Source organism: Mycobacterium sp. (assembly GCF_044342925.1).
Taxonomy (GTDB): domain Bacteria; phylum Actinomycetota; class Actinomycetes; order Mycobacteriales; family Mycobacteriaceae; genus Mycobacterium.
Window position 1 is genome coordinate 1 of the sequence record NZ_JBIIOV010000057.1, and the last position, 17259, is coordinate 17259.

The 17259-nt window shown below is 66.7% G+C and carries 14 protein-coding genes, 1 tRNA gene and 1 pseudogene; 4 read left to right on the forward strand and 12 right to left on the reverse strand.

Annotation, left to right across the window (positions count from 1 at the left end):
• The 6 genes from ADBZ6I_RS08140 to tgt form a co-directional block, all read right to left on the reverse strand.
• Positions 1–603: saccharopine dehydrogenase family protein (locus ADBZ6I_RS08140; RefSeq protein ID WP_526382658.1), on the reverse strand; the 603-nt coding region annotated here is incomplete at its 3' end.
• A 265-nt stretch (positions 604–868) separates the two neighbouring features.
• A complete protein-coding gene (locus tag ADBZ6I_RS08145) occupies positions 869–1156 on the reverse strand; it encodes a HigA family addiction module antitoxin (protein ID WP_313676924.1) in 288 nt (95 codons plus the stop codon).
• A gap of 13 nt (positions 1157–1169) precedes the next feature.
• The gene (locus ADBZ6I_RS08150) at positions 1170–1451 is read right to left on the reverse strand and encodes a type II toxin-antitoxin system RelE/ParE family toxin (RefSeq protein WP_526382661.1); all 282 of its coding nucleotides are present in this window, start codon (positions 1449–1451) and stop codon (positions 1170–1172) included.
• 46 nt (positions 1452–1497) lie between these two features.
• A complete protein-coding gene (locus ADBZ6I_RS08155) occupies positions 1498–2766 on the reverse strand; it encodes a cytochrome P450 (RefSeq protein WP_526382663.1) in 1269 nt (422 codons plus the stop codon).
• Positions 2767–2787: 21 nt separating this feature from the next.
• Positions 2788–3531 (reverse strand): ribonuclease T2 family protein, encoded by a 744-nt coding sequence (locus ADBZ6I_RS08160; RefSeq protein ID WP_526382665.1) that lies wholly within the window; start codon positions 3529–3531, stop codon positions 2788–2790.
• Positions 3528–4757, reverse strand: coding sequence for a tRNA guanosine(34) transglycosylase Tgt (gene tgt, locus ADBZ6I_RS08165; protein ID WP_526382667.1), 1230 nt, complete (start codon positions 4755–4757; stop codon positions 3528–3530). The genes ADBZ6I_RS08160 and tgt overlap by 4 nt, the downstream gene beginning before the upstream one ends.
• A gap of 112 nt (positions 4758–4869) precedes the next feature.
• On the opposite strand from tgt, the gene ADBZ6I_RS08170 reads away from it, so the two are divergent.
• Entirely contained in the window at positions 4870–5385 is a 516-nt protein-coding gene (locus ADBZ6I_RS08170) for a lipoprotein LpqH (RefSeq protein ID WP_526382669.1), read from the forward strand.
• 76 nt (positions 5386–5461) lie between these two features.
• Here the strand turns inward: ADBZ6I_RS08170 and ADBZ6I_RS08175 are convergent.
• Positions 5462–6829 (reverse strand): annotated as a pseudogene (locus tag ADBZ6I_RS08175) (WS/DGAT/MGAT family O-acyltransferase); the annotation flags it as partial.
• 134 nt (positions 6830–6963) lie between these two features.
• Here ADBZ6I_RS08175 and ADBZ6I_RS08180 point away from each other — a divergent pair.
• A complete protein-coding gene (locus ADBZ6I_RS08180; RefSeq protein WP_526382671.1) occupies positions 6964–7485 on the forward strand; it encodes a hypothetical protein in 522 nt (173 codons plus the stop codon).
• A 13-nt stretch (positions 7486–7498) separates the two neighbouring features.
• Here ADBZ6I_RS08180 and ADBZ6I_RS08185 read toward each other — a convergent pair whose 3' ends face one another.
• Positions 7499–7765, reverse strand: a complete 267-nt coding sequence (locus tag ADBZ6I_RS08185) for a hypothetical protein (protein WP_526382673.1) — start codon at positions 7763–7765, stop codon at positions 7499–7501.
• A gap of 48 nt (positions 7766–7813) precedes the next feature.
• Positions 7814–10516 carry a beta-propeller domain-containing protein gene (locus ADBZ6I_RS08190; protein WP_526382675.1) on the reverse strand — a complete coding sequence of 901 codons (2703 nt, stop codon included), beginning with the start codon at positions 10514–10516 and terminating at the stop codon, positions 7814–7816.
• A gap of 435 nt (positions 10517–10951) precedes the next feature.
• On the opposite strand from ADBZ6I_RS08190, the gene ADBZ6I_RS08195 reads away from it, so the two are divergent.
• Entirely contained in the window at positions 10952–15244 is a 4293-nt protein-coding gene (locus ADBZ6I_RS08195) for a SpoIIE family protein phosphatase (RefSeq protein WP_526382677.1), read from the forward strand.
• 33 nt (positions 15245–15277) lie between these two features.
• Here the strand turns inward: ADBZ6I_RS08195 and ADBZ6I_RS08200 are convergent.
• The 3 genes from ADBZ6I_RS08200 to ADBZ6I_RS08210 form a co-directional block, all read right to left on the reverse strand.
• Positions 15278–15368, reverse strand: a tRNA-Ser gene (locus ADBZ6I_RS08200).
• A 27-nt stretch (positions 15369–15395) separates the two neighbouring features.
• The gene (locus tag ADBZ6I_RS08205) at positions 15396–15872 is read right to left on the reverse strand and encodes a nucleoside deaminase (protein WP_526382679.1); all 477 of its coding nucleotides are present in this window, start codon (positions 15870–15872) and stop codon (positions 15396–15398) included.
• Positions 15869–16411 carry a tRNA adenosine deaminase-associated protein gene (locus ADBZ6I_RS08210; RefSeq protein ID WP_526382681.1) on the reverse strand — a complete coding sequence of 181 codons (543 nt, stop codon included), beginning with the start codon at positions 16409–16411 and terminating at the stop codon, positions 15869–15871. Before ADBZ6I_RS08210 ends, ADBZ6I_RS08205 begins: the two co-directional genes overlap by 4 nt.
• A gap of 108 nt (positions 16412–16519) precedes the next feature.
• On the opposite strand from ADBZ6I_RS08210, the gene ADBZ6I_RS08215 reads away from it, so the two are divergent.
• Positions 16520–17259, forward strand: a 740-nt coding sequence (locus tag ADBZ6I_RS08215; RefSeq protein ID WP_526382683.1) for a prephenate dehydrogenase, incomplete at its 3' end; no start/stop codon positions are given.

Genomic DNA, 17259 nt, shown 5'->3' on the forward strand with positions numbered 1-17259 from the left:
CACCGGCGGATTGAGGCACTCCTCGATGGTGGTCCAGATCGAGAACGACGGCGCGAAGTCGTAGCCCTCGACGGTGAGGTTGGCGCCGTCGCGGGTGCCGAGTTCGTCGATCTCGCTGAACAGGTGATCGGCGGCGTAGCGGGCGAAGACGTCGGACAGCCCCGGTTCGACGCCGATCCCCACCAGCGCCAGCCGGCCCGCGGCCATCCACTGCGACTCGGCGGCGAACTGCTCGTCGCCGAGTTTGACCCCGGTGAGTTCGTAGGGCTTCTCGGGGTGGCGCCGCGACAGGCTCATCGCCATGTCCAGGTAGTCGGCCCCGCCGGCCAGGGCGCCGTCGAAGATCGGCATGGTGAAGCGCGGGTCGACGGCGTTCATGACATGGGTAATGCGTTGCTCACGAACCAGATTCGCGACGGCATCGGCCGACGATGCGTCGATGCGGGTGGCGCTGAACCGCGGATCGTTGACGGCGGTGACGGCGGCCGCGGCCCGCGCCTCGTCATAGTCGGCGACGATGACGTGGTCGAAGAAGTCACGGCGGGCTGCGATCGAGCAGAACGCCGAGCCGACGCCGCCGGCGCCGACGAGAAGAATTCTCATGCGCAAAAACTACAGCGGGTGCGCCGCACACACCGGAAAGGTGCGCCCGAAGGGATTCGAACCCCTAACCTTCTGACCTAAACGACCGTATCCCAGCGTCTATCTGAGTCCGAGGGAATACGGCTCTACCACGCCATTCGGCCGTGTCGTGCGTTCTCGATATGAGTCAGTCTTGGCGAATCCACGGCCGTTTGTATCGGGAAAGTAGCTGATCCAAGTACCCGATCGGGCGCGGGCCGTGCGCCGGAGGCAGACCCCCACGCGATCAGGCGATGCGTTCAATCGTGCCGAGTTCAACCGCCAGCTTGTCCCGGGCGATTTCGGCGTCATACCGGGCCTGCATATTGATGAAGAACATGTCGCTGAGCCCCAGCGCACGCGACAATCGCAGCGCAGTGTCAGCCGTGATCGCCCGTTTCCCGTGCACGATTTCGTTGATACGGCGGGGTGGCACGTCGATAACCTTGGCGATCCGGTACTGGGTGATGCCCATCGGCTCGAGAAACTCCGTCATCAAAATCTCCCCGGGATGGGTGGGTGCGAAGTCAGCCATGTGCCTGCCCTTTCTAGTGGTAGTCGACGAAATCGACGTTCGACGCACCGCCGGCGCTCCAGGTGAAATAGATTCGCCATTGGTCGTTCACCCGCACGCTGTACTGACCGGCGCGGTCCCCGCTCAGCTTCTCCAGCCGATTGCCGGGTGGCACACGCAGATCGTTGATAGTTCCAGCGGCATCGATCAGGATCAGCTTGTTGTACGCGAGTCTGCTTAGTTCCGGACTGATCCTCTTAACGTGGCGGCGCTGCCAGATCGCTTCCGCGTCTTTACCCCGGAACGAGCGGATCACCTGATAACAATAACGTCAGACGTTAGTAACGTCAACCGTTACTAATTCACACCCTGCGCTCCATCTCGATCCTGACGATCGAGCCGACAGCTTCATCGGGACCCAGCGCTACGTGCAGGCTCGCCATCCCGCGCAGAGTCACGTGCGGCTTGTACGCCGGTTCGCCGTCCAGCCGAGCGCCGGGGAACCGCCGAGTCACCGCCGAGAGAGCCACGGCGGCTTCCAGACGCGCCAGCGGCGCCCCCAGGCAGAAGTGCGGTCCGAGACCGAAAGCCAGGTGGCGCAACGTCGTTCGGTCCGGATCGAATTCGTCGGGACGCTCGTTGACAGCCGGGTCGCGGTTGGCCGCCGCCAGGAGCAGCATCAGGGTGTCGCCCTTCGGCACCGTGACGTCTCCGATGGTCATCTCCTCTCCCGCGACGCGGCCGACGAGTTGCACCGGCGGGTCGTAGCGCAGGGTCTCCTCGACGATGGCCGGCGCCCGACCCGGGTCGGCGGCCAGTTCGGCCCAGTGGGCGGGGCGGCACAGCATCGCCAGCATCGCGTTGGCGATCAGGTTGACCGTGGTTTCGTGGCCGGCGATGAGCAGCAGGTTGCAGGTGGCCACGATCTCGTCCTCGGTCAACTGGTCGCCGGTCTCCTCGACCGCGATCAAGCCGGACATCAGGTCGTCGCCGGGATGGCTACGCCGCTGGTTCAGCAGACCGCGCAGGTACTGCCGCAGCCACAGCCCCGCCGCAAGGCGCTCCTCAAGGCCATGCGGTGTGCCGGTGAAGGCGACGAACGGATCGAGACCCTGGGCCAGCAGGCCCGAAGCCCAGCTGAACTGCGGCTCGTCTTCGATCGGCACCCCCAGGAGCCGGCAGATCACCGCGACCGGCAAGGGATGCGCCAGGTCCCTGACCGCGTCGAACTCGCCCCGCTCAGCGACACCGTCGAGCAGGCCGTCCACCAATTCGACGATGCCGGCTTCGAGGGACTTGACGACCTTGGGCGAGAAGGCCTTACTCACCAGCCGCCGCAGCCGGGTGTGGTCGGGCGGGTCGAGGAATAGGAAGCTGGGCGTGCCGAACGGCCGAAGATCCTCACCGCAGGCCATCGCCCGTTGCGCGGCGGTGGACTTCAGCCGGTCGCTGCAGGACGACGGATGGCGCAGCACCTCGTCGCACTGCGCGAAGGAGCCGAAGATCGCGAGGTTGGACTCCGGCAGCGCCACTGGCCCGTTCTCCCGCAGCCGGCGGTAGATCGGGTAGGGGTCGGCACGATGTGCGGGGTCGAGCAGTTCCAGCAGCAGCTGCTGGGGTCCGGCGGTCATCTGTTCAGTGTGCCTGTTCGCTTAACGAACGACACCCTGCCCGCACCCCGGCGACACGGTGGGCGCGGCGGCCAGCGTGTCGGCCAGCGACGGGGTCTCCGGCCGCAGCTGCGCGACGGGCGGCAGCGAGAGGCGCACCTCGAACACCACGCCGCCCTTGCCCTGGGCGTCCCGGCAGCTGAGGCTGACCCGCGCTCCCGAGCCCTTGCCGAGCCGGGCGTCGACGGCCTCACGCACCGTCCGCGACGACAGTGTCCGGCCGACCGCGCCGTCGAACACCGGGTCCAGCACCTCGATCGCCTGGTCGGCCAATGTGGTTGCGATGCTGAAGTATTCGGTGGGTGTGACGCCGGAGCAGGTGCCGTGGGCATACCACTCGTGGGGCGCGAGTACCTTCGGGTCCGACATCATCGCCTGCAACCGCGCCTGCAGGTCGGGCGGCAGGTCCACCGGGCGGCGATCCTTGGAGTGTTTGGGCACACCGCAGTACTGCTGCTCCCGCGGCTGCGGCCACAGGCCGTGCAGCAGGAAGTTCTGGCCGTGTTTGCCGACCCGCCCGGAGCGGCACCCGCTGGCCGACGTCTCGACCGTGCACAGCGCCGGCGCCCAGGTGATCACCAGCAGGCTCGACGGCGAATCGGACGCCGGCCTGGCGGTCGACGCGGGGGGCGTTTCGGCCGGCCGCCGCTGCGCCATCAGCGCGGCCACAGCGACGACGACGACTGCCACCGCGGCCAGAATCATCACCGTGCGGCGGCGAATCATGAAGCGGCCGAACCGTAGTAGCGGCCCAGGAAGTCGTCGCGCAGCGCCGCGAAATCGCCGGCTGAAATGGCGTCGCGGATGCGGTCGACGAGCCGGATGATGAACCGCTCGTTGTGGATGGTGCACAGCGTCGAAGCCAGCATCTCCTTGGCCTTGAACAGGTGGTGCACATAGGCGCGGGTGTAGTTCGCGCAGGTGTAGCAGTCGCAGTCCGGGTCGATCGGGGCGAAGTCGCGCCGGTAGCGGGCGCCGGTGATGTTATACCGGCCGGCTGGGGCGTACACCGCGGCGTTGCGCGCCACCCGGGACGGTGAGACGCAGTCGAAGGTGTCAGCGCCCGCGGCGATCGCGGCGAACAGATCGTCGGGCTCGCTGATGCCGAGCAGGTGGCGCGGCTTGGCGTCGGGCAACTCCTCGGTGCACCAGCCGATGATGGTGGCCAGGTTCTGCTTCTCCAGCGCACCGCCGATGCCGTAACCGTCGAACCCGACGCCGTCGGCATCGACGATGCTCTCCAGCCCGCGGCAGGCCTGCCGGCGCAGGTCCTCGTAGTTGGCGCCCTGCACCACACCGAACAATGCCTGCGCAGGCTTGGAACTGGCTTCGGCGGTGGCCAGCCGACGATGCTCGGCCAGGCAACGCTGGGCCCACTCCTGCGTGCGCGCCAGCGACTCCTCCTGGTAGGCGCGGGTGTTGACCAGAGTGGTCAGTTCGTCGAAGGCGAAGATGATGTCGGCCCCGAGTTGGTGCTGGATGCCGATGGAGACCTCGGGGGTGAACCGGTGCGCCGACCCGTCGAGGTGCGAGGTGAAGGTGACACCGTCGTCGTCCACTTTGGCCAGCCGCTGCTTGCCCGCGGCGATCAGGTTGTCGGCCTGCACGCGGTCCGGGTCCTCCATCAGCACCTTGCGGAAGCCCGCCCCCAGCGACATGATCTGGAACCCGCCGCTGTCGGTGAAGGTGGGTCCCGGCCAGTTCATGAACGCCCCCAGCCCGCCGGCCTCGGCCACGATGTCGGGCCCGGGTTGCAGGTAGAGGTGGTAGGCGTTGGCCAGGACGGCCTGCGCGCCGAGGTCTCGCATGGTCTCGGGCAGGACCGCTTTCACCGTGGCTTTGGTGCCGACCGCAATGAACGCCGGGGTGCGGATGTCACCGTGCGGGGTGTGGATCACCCCGCAGCGCCCCCGGTCGGCCGGCAGCTCGGCCTCGACAGTGAAGTACGACACCGCGTCATCTAACCAACAAATGGGGATTAGACCCCGCGTCGAATGGGCATGACCCGTACGTCAATTGTCAGCGGAGGGCCCCTCGTGGGTTCACCAGACGAAGGGAACACCCGTGGTACGAGGTTTTGTCGTCGGTTTCGGATGCGCCGCGATCATGGCGGCCGGCTTGACCGGCTGCTCCAGCGACAAGACGTCGCAGGACAACGCCTACAAGAGCACGACCAGTGAGAACAATTCGTCGTCGTCCGCGGTCACCGCGACGTCGGGGTCAGCCACCGCGGCGGCCGGCGCCGGCACGGCCACGGTCAGCATCGATGGCCAGCCGAAGGACATTCAGGGCCAGATCGCCTACACGACGGTCGGAGACAAGGTCAACATCGCCATCGGCCAGCAGACCACCGGTATCGGCGTGATGCTGTCGGCGGACGCCTCCAGGGTGACCTCGGTGGGCCTGGGCAACGTCGACGGCGTGACACTCGGCTACCAGGACGGTGCACCGGGTGGTAGTGCCACCGCCACCAAGGACGGCCAGACCTACACGATCACCGGCACCGCAACCGGCGTCGATATGGCCAATCCGACCCAGCCGATGACCAAGCCGTTCGAGATCAAGGTCACTTGCCCGTAGTGCTTTTGGCCGCAGTTCCTTTCGCCGGTCCGGCGGTGCGCTTACTCCCGCGCGCCGCCGGTTTGGCCGACGGGGTCCCCACCGCACGCTCCAGGTCGGTGAGTGAGTCCTCCAGGTGCCCGAGCATCCGTTGCAGACTGGGCACGCTGCGCCGGCAGCCGACCAACCCGAAGTCGAGATTGTCGGCGTTGTTCGCCAGCGTGATGTTCAGCGCCTGGCCGTCCAGGGCGATTGACAGCGGATAGATGCCGTCGAGGCGGGCGCCGTTCCAGTACAACGGTTCCCGCGATCCGGGCACGTTGGAGATCACCAGGTTGAACGGCGGGGCTGCCGAACCGAGTGCCGGGGAGACCGCCGACAGCAGCAGCGGGGACACGTTGAACGCCGACAGCGCCATCTGCTGAACCTTGGGTAGTTCTTTGAACACCGCCTTGTTACGGCGCATCGACTCGCTGACCTCTCTCAGCCGTTCCGCCGGGTCCTCCTGGTCGGTGGCCAGGCTGGCCAGCAGTGCACCTACCTGGTTGCCGCCGCCGGAGGCGGCCTCGGCACGCAAGCTGACCGGCACCATCGCGATCAGCGGCCGGTCCGGCAGCGCATGCCGTTCAAGCAGATACGCCCGCAGCGCGCCGCCGCACACCGCGAGCACGACGTCGTTGAGCGTCACCCCGGCGGCCTTCTTGATTGCTATGAACCGTTCGATGGGCCACGACTGCGCGGCCACCCGCCGCGCGCCGCCGATAGGAACGTTGAAGATCGTCTTGGGCGCGCCGACCGGAAGGGTCAGCTGCTGTTGGAGCAGCGCTTTGTTAGCCAGATGCAGGGCTGAAGGCGCCAGTCCTGCAACGGATTCCGCCATGCCGATCAAGCTCCGCAGCGGGGAGGAGCCCTTGCCCTTGCTGGTGCTCTTGCTCTTGGGGGCCGCTCGCCCGTTCAGCGCCCACAGCACCCGGGCCTCGTGGTCATCGGGGTCGTCGGACAGCGCGTCGCGTATCATCCGCATCGCGCTGACCCCGTCGACCAGGGAATGGTGAATCTTGGTGTACACGGCGAACCGGCCGTCGTTGAGACCTTCGACGAGATGGCTCTCCCACAGCGGGCGGTGACGGTCGAGCAACGAGCCGTGCAGCCGCGAGGTCAGTTCCAGCAGCTCGCGCACCCGACCGGGGGACGGCAGCGCGGAACGGCGCAGGTGGTATTCCAGGTCCAGGTCCTTGTCGAATGCCCAGGTGAGGTTCGCGATGCCACCGAGCAACTCGGCCGGATGCTTGCGGAACGTCGGCGCTACGTCCTCGCGGGTGACGAGATCCTGGTAGATCTCCTGCAGGAACCCCGGACCGGCGCCTTTCGGCGGCTCGAAGAGTTGCAGCCCCGCCACATGCATGGGGTGCTCGCGGGACTCCGCGAGCAAGAACATCGAGTCCACCGGCGAGATGAGTTCCATTCGAATACCGCCTCCGCTGCTCCCCTGACGGGTTCCCCCGCCTTGATTTCCCAACACTAGTCAACACCCCCGTCAAAGGGCCCGAGGTCGAAAGTCTCTGTCCGCAGACGGCCGGATCACGGCACTGTGGATACATGCCGACCCGTCGCTGGTTGACCCTCGTGCTCACTGCGGCGGCGTGCGCGGCGTGCGCGGCCGGTCCCAGAGCGGGTGTGCCGCAGGCCGGCCCGGAATCGGACGCCGCAGCGACCACGTCGACGATGGCTGCGTCGACCGCGCCCAACGGCCCCGCCCTCGCCGCCCAGATCCGCGATTGGAAACTGCGGGCCGGCGACCATTTCAGCGCCTCCGCCGACGCCTTAGAACAGGTGTCGCAGGCCTCAGCCGCCGAGGACGAGGCCGGCTTGTGGTCGGGATGTCAGCGCCTGCATGACGCCAACTCCATCGGCCTGCAGGACGACCTGCCGACGCCCGACCCGAGACTCACCGCCGAACTGCAGAAGATGATCGACGACATGAACACCGCGACCCACGCTTGTCTGCGGTTCGTCCTGGGCCGCAAGCCAGTCGAAGCCGACACCTATCAGGACTATCTGGCCCGCGCGATCGAACACCTGCAACGCGCCAAGGAGATCCTCCGCGCCCTGGAAAGCTGACTAACCGGAAAAGCTAGCGGCGGCCGCCGCCACCTCCGGCGTTCCAGCCCGGCTCGGCCACCTCGGCCTCGGTGAGCTGATCACTGGTGTCCGGAATGACGGTGGGCACGCAGTTCATCGAGAAGCTGTCGGTGGTGTCGACGATGTTGTTGCAGTCGGCCAGAACACGGGGGGCCGGCTGGTGGGAGGCGGCCAGCACGGCGGCCGGTGTCACGGCAAGGGCGGTGCCCACGGCGAAGAACAGCAGCTGCCGGCCGCGAGCGGAAACGGTCACACCCATGAGAGAACTCCAGACAGATCCAGACGGTTAAAACCTAGTTCTTCTAGGTTAGACCACCGAGGGAGCCGGCGTGCTGTGCCCGATCTCGCTGAGGTCGCTGATCCGGTAAGCGGTGACCGAGGTGTCGCCGACCGCGTAGAGCACGTCGCCGATCCGCACGGTGCGCACCGTGGGCTCGTCGGGATGAATCTCGCCGACCACGTCGATGCCGTCCGGGCCGACCCGCAGCACCGTGAGGTACTGGCCGTACCGGTAGCCGGTCTGCGGGTCGTATCCGCTGCCGGTGACCGGGACCACCAGCAGGCCGTCCTGCTCGGAGTACAGCAGCGCGTGGTGGTCGAACTGGGCGTCCGACCACGACCACTGGTAACCCGGGTCGAGGTATTCGCGGTCGATCTGTGTCAGGTTGGCCCCGTCCCGGACGTCGAACAGGCTGGCGTGCACGTGGGTGTTCCAGCTGCTGTCCTCGCGTTCCTGCCCGATGCCCAGCAGCAGACCGTCGCCGACAGACTGCAGGTAGTTGGAGAAGCCGGGCACCACCAGTTCGCCCTTCAGCGCCGGCGCGGCCGGGTCGCTGAGGTCGATGGCGAACAGCGGGTCGGTGCGGACGAACGTCACCAAGTACGCGGTGTCGCCGACGTAGCGAACGGCGTAGAGCTGCTCGCCGGGCGCCAGGCCGGTCAGTTGTCCGACTTCGTCGAGCGTGGTGCCGACGGTGTCCAGGACGGTGATCCCGTTGTCGTCCCGGGTGGTCGAGGTGCCCTCGCCCCACTGCCCGCTGGTGGTGTGGGTGGCCACCCGCAGGTAGCCGTTGCGCTCGTCCATCGCGAACTGGTTGACCAGCGTTCCCGTTACCAGGCCGGTGGCTTGGTAGGACACCGTCGGCCCGGCGACGACGAACCGGTCGATCCGGGTATCCGACGAGTAGCTGGAGTCGGTGTAGTGGTCTTCGGAGGTGGCCACGTACAGCGTGCTCGGCGTCATGTAGACGGTGCCGCCGTTGGCCGAAACCATGGTTGCGACGCTGTCGCTGAACGCCGGGCCGAACGGGCCGCGCCGGGAGTCCACCGAGGCCACCGTCAGCACGGTCTGCTGGTTGTCGGCGTGCGGCCGCACGATGTCCTTCGGCGCCGCCAGCAGCCCGAGGTCGACGGTGTTGCCGTCGGCGTCGACGCGGTAGGCGTGCGGCAGGGACAGATCCACGATCTGGTCGCCCACCCGGGCCACGTACTCGTCCCACGTCTCGTAGGTGCGATTGGCGATCGGCGCGCTCGGGTCGAAGCGGATCCTGGCTTCGTCGGACAGCTCGGGGGGCGCGGCGCCGTCATCGATGTAGGTGATCGGGACGTCGGTGTACTGCGGGGCGGGCAGGTTCACCGACCGCTGCGTGACGACGTAGACGACCCCGTCGACCGCCCGGGAGTCCTGGTAGGCGCCGTCGAGGACGGTCTGCTTCACCACCGTCGGAGCGGTGCGGTCGGTGACGTCGTAGACGGTGAGCGTGGTTTGCGGCTTCCACGGACCCCAATAGCCGGGGTAGGCCATCTTGACGTACGGGCCGTACCAGCCGTTGCCGGACTGGGTGAGCACTGTCAGCCTGTCACCGGCAAGGAACTGGCCGGCGACGTCGCCGGACAGCGCCGACTGCGACGCCACCGACAGGTCGGTGCGCGTGATCGTCAGCGTGCCGTTATGCGCGGTGTAGATGTAGTTGCCGTCGTTCTCGACGAAGTCGGCCTCGTCGACCCCGTTCACCTGGGTGTTGGTGTCGGAGTTGGCGCCGGTCCCCGCGCCGTCCGCCTGGGTCTTGAGGTACTCCGGGTACGGGCCGTAGCCGTAGCCGTAGCCGTAGCCGTAGACCGGCACGGTGGTGCCGAGCAGGTCGCCGTACTGCGCCTTGGCAAGCCCGAGCAGGTATTCCCGCATCTGGGCGTCGGTGAAGTACGCATCGGCGGCCGGGTCGGTCTGGCCGGTGGTCAGGGTCAGCCCGGGGAAGAGGGCCGGGAGCATGCTGGAGAAGGTGCGGCGCACGAGCAGCAGCGCGCCTTCGATGAGGTCGGCCATCGGACCGCCCGGCAGACCGGCGACCCACTTGGCGGTGGAATCGAAGAAGGCCGAGATCGCCCCGCTGATCTGCGCGACCGGCTGGGCCAGCGCCGGCGGCGGGCTGCTGAGGAATTCGTTGATCGCCGGCAGCCCGGCGATGCTTGCCGCTGGGCGCGGCGCGACGGTGGTCACCGTGACGCCGGGAGCAGCGGACGCCGCCGGCGCGACGGCCTGGGCCGGCGCCGCCACGACGGGCCGGGAGGCGTTGCTGTCGGACTCCACAGGCGTTGCTGGAGCGGGTGCGTCATCAGCCCGCGGCGCGGCGACAACCGGCGCGGAATCGTCGGGGCGGACGTCGCGCTCCTGCCGACCGGCTGCCCGGCGGCCGGGACGCGCCTCGACGATCTCCGGCAACACCGGTTCGTCGGCGCCGGTGCTTGCGGCCGGCTCGGGGACGACTCCGCCGCCGCCGCGATTGACGCTGCCCGAATCATCGTCCTGCGCTGGGCGGGAAGGCCGGACCCGAGTCCGGGTGTCATTAGCTGAGGATGCCTGTTCGGTAGGGGCTGACGAAGCGTCGGAGTCGCCGGAATCGGCGGCGGCGGTACCGGCCGCCTGCGGCCCGGCCAGCGACAGTCCCAGAGCGAACGCCGCAAGTCCCGCCCGTGCTCCACGCTTGACTGCCGACACCGCGACCCCTGTCACCGTTTGCTGCTGAGTTTTTGTTGGAAACTGTGCCGAACAATAGCTGCGAATCAGGACACCGGTCAAACCCCTGAACTGGGCGAAAGCGGCGACCACTGCCGGAAGCGCTGTCGGTGCATCGTCGTGGCGGCAAGCACCCCCGGCGCACGAGCCACCGGCATTGTTCCCACGCCGGGGCGGAATCAGATCCCGGTTAGTTCCTTCGGTCCATTGTGCTTGGACACCGGACACGACCATCATCGTTGTCCGCGGGAAGCTGACCCAATTCCGCGTCGATTCACGGGCGGTTGATTTGTGACATGGTGGAAGTTCGCATGCGAACCGTTTGTGCTCCGATGACTCAGCCGACTGCGTGGATCATCGATGACTTTCGTAGTGACGGCATGGAGGCGCCCCAGTCGAGGAGTGGGAGCGCACGTTGTTAGAGGAGCTGCCGTGATCAGCAAGGACGACGGTGACAGCGAGCGGATAATCCTCGCCGCGACCGACAGCATGCTGGACCCGGAGGCGTTGATCCAGGCACTGCCAGATCACCGGGGCAAGATCGTCGACTTCATCTACCGCGAAGTGAACCCAGCGGCGTGCGACTATCTCGGTAAGTCCAGCGACGAGCTCGTCGGGGCGAAGCTCACAGCGACGCTGCCGGGCCTGGCGGACTCACACTTGCTGGCCCGGTATGCGCAGTGCGTGGAGACCGGCGAGCCTCTGACGCTGAAGGACTTTCCGTATTTCAGCCGGCGGTACCAAGAAGTCCGTCGCTATGACCTGCGGTGTGCGAGCGCCGATAGCGATCACCTAAGACTGGTATGGCGTGATGTCACCGAACGCTATGAGCGCAAGCAGCGGATCATCGCCTCGGCAGAGAAGTTCCGTCTCGTCGCCGAGAACTCCAGCGACGTGGTGGTCCTGTTGCGCGACCTCGACATTACGTGGGTGTCCCCCTCGGTGGAGGCTGCCCTGGGCGCGCCGCCGGAACATTGGATCGGGCTACCAGCGCTGAGTTTCGTCGTCGACGAGGACGTGGCTGTCTTCGCTGAGATGGTGGCCGAAACCGCGACAGGCGCCCCGTCGTTGCGCCGCCTGCGTGTTAAGGATTCGGCCGGTGCCCCGCACTGGGCTCAGGTTCACGCCAAGGCGTTCTACGACGCAAACGGCGAACCCGACGGCCGGACGGCGTCGGTGCGGATCATCGACGCCGAGGTGGCAGCGCAGGAAGAGCTGGAGACAATCCGCCAGCGTCAGGCTCATGCCGATGCCCGTTACCGGGATCTGCTCACCCACTCCGCTGTCCCGGCAGCACTGATCGGGCTGGACGGTCGCTTCGAGCTGGTGAACCGCGCCATGTGTGACTTCCTCGGCTATGACGAAGCCGCGCTGCTGCGCATGATGCCGGCTGACGTCACTGCGCCGGAAGATCTCGAACCGGGCGCCCGTGGAATCCAGGATCTGTTCGAGGGCCGCACCGAGTCGTATCGCGCTGTCACGCAGTACATCCACGCCGACGGACATCGACTCTGGGGAGACCTGTCGCTCAGTTGCCTGCGCGATGAGCATGGCCAGGTGAAGAACACCGTCTGTCAGGTCTCCGACATCACCGAGTACGTGCACCTGCAGGCCAGCCAATTTCAGGCCGAGGCTCGGTTCCGCCGCATGATGGAGACCTCCGCGGTCGGCACCTGCCTGACCAACCCGGACGGAAAGTTCGAGGTGGTCAACAGCGCGTTATGCGACTTCCTCGGCTACGACGCCGAAGCGCTGTGCACCAAGACGTGGCAGGAATTGACCGCCCCGGCCAACCTGGAGGCGGATCTGCGCAACACCGCGGATCTCGCCGCGGGACGCATCGACTCCTACCGGACCACAAAGCAATTCATCCGTTCCGACGGCCAACTGGTCTGGGGTGATCTGTCGATCGGATGCCTGCGGGATGCGGGCGGCGCACTGGAGATGTTCGTCGCCCAGATCGTCGACATCGACCAGGACATGAGACTGCGCCTTGAGCGCGAAGAAGCCGACGCGCGTTACCGCGACCTGATCGAGAACTCGCCGGTGGCCACCGCCACCACCCATCCCGCTGGCGGGATTTCGCTGGCGAATAAGGCATTCTGCGCATTTCTCGGTTATCAGGCCGACGAACTCATCGGCATGCCGTGGGAGAACGTCGTCCCCGCCGAGGATTTGGGCGAAGCCCACCAGGTGATATCCGAGATGGCCGCCGGTGCGCGGACCATCTACACGGGGATCAAGTCCTACATCCACGCTGACGGCCATCGGGTGTGGGGCGACGTCACCCTCAGTTGCACCCGTGAACGGGACGGCAGTATCGACAGCATCGTCGCCCAGATCATCGATGTGAGCGCGGAGATCGACCTGCGGCGCAAACAGGCCGAGGCCGACGAACAACTGCGGCTGTTAATGGAGAACTCCCTCGTCGGTAGCGCCATGGCTGCGCTGGACGGGCAATTTCTTCTCGTCAACGACGCGATGTGCGAGTTCCTTCGCTGTGACCGCGAGACACTGCTGACCAAGAACTGTAGGGACTTCACCCAGCCCGGTGACGTCGCCGAGCAGTCGCAGGGCATCACCGATCTGCTGGCAGGCCACTCCGACTCGTGGCGGATGACCAAGCAATACGTGTGCGCCGACGGCAGCACGGCCTGGGGCGAGTTGCTGGTGACCTGTGTGCGGAACGACGACGGCTCGGCCAAGCAGATCATCAGCCAGGTCGTCGACGTGACCGAACAGGTGCTTGCCCACGAGGCAGCCGAGGAGGCCCGACGCGAGCAGGAGCGCAGTGACGCTCTCTACCGGCAGTGCCTGGAATGCGCGACCGTGGGAATGGCGCTGGCATTGCCCAACGGCGGATTCACCGAAGTCAACGAGGCCATGTGCGGGTTCCTCGGCTACGACGCCGACACCTTGAAGACCAAGAATTGGGTAGAGCTGACCGCGCCCGCGGACCGTGATGCGACCGAGACCCATCTCGATGATCTGATCGCCGGCCGGATCCAGTCCTACCGCACGCGCAAGCGGTACATCCACGCCGACGGCCGCATCATCTGGGGTGACCTGTCGGTCGGCTGCCTGCGCAACCCGGACGGCAGCGTAGAGACCCTCATCGCTCAAATCACCGACGTCACCGATGAAGTGCGCACGCAAGAGGAACTGGAGAAGTCGCGTCGACAGGAGATTCTCGCCTCTGAGCGATACCGCCAGCTCACCGACAACTCCATCGTCCCGGCAAGCCTCTCCCGTCCAGATGGCAGCCTGGCGATGGCCAATCAGGCGATGTGCGACTTCCTGGGCTACGACACCGAAACCCTATTGACCCTGACCTGGATGGATCTGGTTGCACCGGAGGATTTCCAGGAGGCGTTCCGCAACACCCAGAGCGTGATCTCCGGAGACAGCCCGTCCTACCGCGGCCGGCAGCAACTGATCCACGCCGACGGTCACCGACTCACCGTTGACCTGTCAATGGCGGCTAACCGCAATGACGAGGGCGCTGTTGAAACCATCATCGCCCAGATCGTCGACATCACCGGGCAAGTGGAGGCTCAGGCGAAAGCCGAAGAAGCGCAACGCATTAAGGTCGCCACCGAAGCTCTCTACCGCCGCTCCGTCGACGGTGCAGCAGTGGGAATGTGCCTGGTGGCTAGCGATGGCTCCCTGTCCCAGGCCAATAGGGCAATCTGCGAGTTCTTCGGATACGACGAACAGACGCTGACAACCAAGACCTGGATGGACCTAACGGCGCCGGAATACCTGGATGCCGACCTGGAGAACATGGAGGCACTTGTCGCGGGCCGGATCGACTCCTACGAGATGAACAAGCAGTACATCAAAAGCACAGGTGAACGCATCTGGGGCCATCTGAATGTCTCCTGCGTACGCCGAACAGACGGCAGTGTGGAAACCATCATCGGCCAGATCATCGACATCACCGACGCCGTGCGAAGCCGCGTACAACTCAAGCAGCGTGAGCGACAGCTCTCATCCGAAATAGCAAGCGCCGCCGAGTATGTGGCCTCGTTACTACCCGAGGACCTTCACGGCAAGGTTGAGGTCTCGTCGAAATACCTGCCCTCGGGAGAACTCGGCGGAGACTGCTTCCACTACCGATGGCTTGACGATCGCATGCTCAAGATCTACATGATCGACGTCTCGGGGCATGGAATCCGGCCGGCGCTGCTGTCGATGTCGGTGCACAACATCCTCCGGTCGAGCTCACTACCCGAATCAACCCTGATGATTCCGCACCGCGTGCTGTCTAAACTCAACAGCCTGTTCCAGATGGAAGACCAGGACGACATCTACTTCACCATGTGGTACGGAATCTACGATTCGTTCACCCGCACACTGCATTACGCGAGCGGCGGACATCCCCCCGCGATGGCCTTCACTACCACCGCCGATGGCGGCTGGGACTGCAACGTATTGGCCGACAGCTCAGCAACGCCGGTCGGGATATTCCCGGACACGAAGTTCGAGACCGCCACCTACACGGTCCCCGCCGGATGCCGGCTCATGGTCTTCAGCGACGGCGTGTTCGAGATTCCGCTGGCTGGTGGGGGGAACTCCACTATCGAGGATCTCGCCGAGACAGCCCTGCAACTGCTGAATGCCGACGAGTTTTCCGCCGACGCGGTTGTTGAACGCATGAGGAGCAATAGCGTCGACGGGCAGTTCGACGACGACTGCTCGCTGATCACCGTCAATTTCGGCTAGACCGGATCCAGCCGGCATTTCGGCCGGTACTGATGGCGGTGGCGGAGGGATTTGAACCCTCGGACGGGGGTTACCCGTCACACGCTTTCGAGGCGTGCTCCTTAGGCCGCTCGGACACGCCACCGCCGAGAAGCTTACGGTCCCCGCGCGACTAGCCCAAATCGCGGTGGTGGGCGAAAAAGTCCTCCAACAGCCTGCCGCATTCCACGGCCAGCACACCGCCGCGGACCTCGGGGCGGTGCGTGAGCCGCCGGTCGCGCACCACGTCCCACAGCGAGCCGACGGCGCCGGTCTTGGGCTCCCACGCGCCGAACACCACGCGCCCCACCCGGGCCATCACCAGCGCGCCGGCACACATGGTGCACGGCTCCACCGTCGCCGCCAGGGTGGTTCGCTCCAACCGCCAGCCGTCCCCGACCACGCGGGCTGCGGCACGAAGGGCCAGGATCTCGGCGTGCGCGGTCGGGTCGCCGAGTCGCTCGCGGGCGTTGGCCGCGCGGGCCAGTTCCACCCCGTCGGCGTCGACCACCACAGCACCGATCGGCACGTCGTCCGGGCCGGCGTCGCGGGCCGCGGCGATGGCGGCACGGATCAGAGCCTCGTCCGTGACGTCGGGGAGGTAACTCACCTGTCCAGGCGGTCGAGCACCGCGGACAGTTCGTCGGCGAACCCCATCTCCCGGGCGATCCGGCCGATCTGCTCGTCGGCGTACAGATCGGTCTCCGAGAGGATCACGCCGAGCACCGCGTCGGGCAGGCCGACGTCGGCCAGAACACCGAGGTCACCTTCCTCGAACGGATCGCTGTCCTCCAGATCCTCCGTGGCGATGTCAGCGTCGAGCTTCTCCAGCGCCTCGGCGGCGATATCGTAGTCCAGGGCCGCGGTGGCGTCCGAGAGCAGCAGCCGGGTTCCCGACGGCGCCGGGCGCACGATCAGGAAGAACTCGTCGTCGATGTCGAGCAGGCCGAACACCGCACCGGCACTGCGCAGTTCGCGCAGCTCGGTCTCGGCCGTCGCCAAACTGGTCAGCGCTTTGGCGCTCAGGGGAGCGCATTTCCAGGTCGCGCCCTCCCGGACCACCGACACCGCAAACCCGTACGGGGTGTCGGCAGCGCCCGAATCAGGGCCTGCCCCTCCTTGCCCCCGGTCCGCTCGCTGTGCCGCCATGGCCGCATACGCTAGTCGCACACCGGGCGGCTTGACCAGCGCACGGCCGCGCCCCGGCGTCTCCGTGGCCCTTGATGTGCCAACCTTGAAGACGTGGCGAAGACACCGGTGTGCGTGCTGGGGCTCGGGCTGATCGGCGGATCGGTGTTACGCGCCGCGGCGGCCGCCGGCCGGCCGGCGTTCGGGTACAACCGCTCCTACGAGGGGGCGAACGCGGCGCGCGCCGGCGGTTTCGAGGCGACCACCGAGCTCGGCGCCGCACTGACCTGGGCGGCTGACCACCAGGCCTTGATCGTGCTGGCCGTTCCCATGCCGGCCGTCGGGCAACTGTTGGGCCACGTCAAGCAGCAGGCCGCGGACTGCGCTCTCACCGACGTCATCAGCGTCAAGCAGGCCGTGCTGGAGGAGGTTCGCGCGGCCGGGCTGCTGGACCGTTACGTGGGGGGTCACCCGATGGCCGGCACCGCCTACTCCGGTTGGGTGGCCGGCGACGCCGCGTTGTTCCGGGGCGCACCCTGGGTGATCAGCGTCGACGAGCACGTCGATGCAACCATCTGGACGCAGGTGATGCACCTGGCGCTGGATTGCGGCTCGGTGGTGGTGCCGGCGAAGTCCGTCGAACACGACGCCGCCGCGGCCGCCATCTCGCATCTGCCGCACCTGCTGGCCGAGGCGCTGGCCGCCACCGCCGGCGAGGTGCCACTGGCGTTCGCGCTGGCCGCCGGATCGTTCCGGGACGGCTCCCGGGTCGCCGCGACGGCGCCGGACCTCGTCCGGGCGATGTGCGAGGCCAACGCAGAGCAACTGCTGCCGACGCTGGACCATGCGCTGGACCTCCTGCACCGGGC